Source organism: Pseudorhodobacter sp. E13 (assembly GCF_003991405.1).
Lineage (GTDB): Bacteria > Pseudomonadota > Alphaproteobacteria > Rhodobacterales > Rhodobacteraceae > Pseudorhodobacter.
The window spans coordinates 1-1,450 of record NZ_RPEN01000101.1; the positions used below are offsets into that span (position 1 = coordinate 1).

Annotated in this window: 2 protein-coding genes; both read right to left on the bottom strand. The window is 63.6% G+C overall.

Annotation, left to right across the window (positions count from 1 at the left end):
- A partial coding sequence (locus tag EGN72_RS00290) for a type IV secretory system conjugative DNA transfer family protein (protein ID WP_158623098.1) occupies nt 1-887 on the bottom strand: 887 nt, incomplete at its 3' end.
- On the bottom strand, nt 884-1,171 hold the full coding sequence (locus EGN72_RS00295; RefSeq protein ID WP_127044683.1) for a hypothetical protein: 288 nt from the start codon (nt 1,169-1,171) through the stop codon (nt 884-886). The genes EGN72_RS00290 and EGN72_RS00295, both read right to left, overlap by 4 nt.
- Between the last annotated feature and the right edge of the window lie 279 nt (nt 1,172-1,450).

The window sequence follows — 1,450 nt, forward strand, 5'->3', positions numbered from 1 at the left end:
CCGTCCGCAACCAGGGCCACGTCGCGCGCCAGCTCGTGGGGCCGGATGTAGTCGAGCGGGTTGAACTGATCCTTTCCATCCTCGACGAGGCCGAAAGGGTTGAGGACGGCCACCTTACGCCCGAGCTCTTTGCGGTGGCGGCGCGTGACGGCGAAATTTTCGCCCTTGATGTCCAGGACGACGACCGGCCCCTGGTGGTCGAGGATCGCCGGGATCACCGCGCTGACGCCTTTGCCGCCCCGCGTGCCGGAGACAACGAGGTGATGCCCGCCGCGCCATCCCTTCGCATCGTTCTTGACGTAGCGCAGGAGCTTGCCCTTGTGCAGGGCGAGGGGCAGGCCGGTCTTGTTGCGCTTCAGCTGGGCCACGTCACGCGGGTCCATCCATCCCGCTTGCCATGGGCCCGTGCGGGATTTGCGGTTCCGGCCAATGCGCGGATTGAAGATCGCCACCAGCGGGGTGCTGACAGCGACAGCCACTCCGAAGGCTCCAAGCGCGAAGGAGATCGCCATGGCCTGTTTCTGGGGATCAGAATACCGCGTCAGCCCCTTGATTCCTTCCCAAATGGCACGGGGGAGGGGCCAGCCAGCGCCCGTCCATGCCTGGACAGTCGCCAGTATGTCGCTGAGCGGCCCTCTAAGGGGCGTCAGGGCTGTGAGGGTAGCAACGCACAGGCAGACCCATGCGAGGAGCTTCAGGGGTGCCCTGTGGCGCTCTGCGGCGGTTCCGAGGGTGTCGAGGACCACTGCTGTGGCGATGATCGGGAAGGCATAGGTGGTCACCGGGTAGATCGCGACCGCTTGCGGAGCGAGGATCAGTGCGGCAGCGGCCAGGATCACAGCGCCGATCATGATCACCCAGTGGCGGGCTTCCAGAACAAAACTCATGACCGGTCCTCTTGCGCGTCAGGAAACAGAATCTGCCAGAGTCCACGGTCCCGATCCCGCTGGGTGAGGCGGTCTGGCAGGTCGCGCCGCACGATGCTCTGAAGAGCAGGTTCGGCGCTCAAACGGTCGAAGACCAAAGTGCCCAGGAGCCATTTGAGGCGGTCTTCGTCTTTCTTTTTTGTCAGACGCCGCCGGGCATCGAGCGCGGCGATCCGGGCATCGATCTGCGCCTTCTTTTCGGCCAGTTCTTTGATCCGGGCGTCGGTTGGGCGGCTTTGGGACATGGGGAAACCTCGGGAATAATCGGGGCGAATGTAGTGGCGGATTGATAGCTTGAAAAGATTTAAATGCGCGCTTATACATTGTCTTCGACAACGTGCGCGTCCTCATGGGGGTAAACCCCCGCGCCGGACGGCTTCCCCCAAGGCGGCGATGCCGCCTGAACGAGGGTTTCACCCTCGCGCTCCCGACCAGCGCAACCAGGCGCTGGACCCTGTTTTGAAGAGAGGCGTCCCAAGCGTGGCGATCTATCATCTCAGTGCAAAAGTGATCAGCCGGGCCGG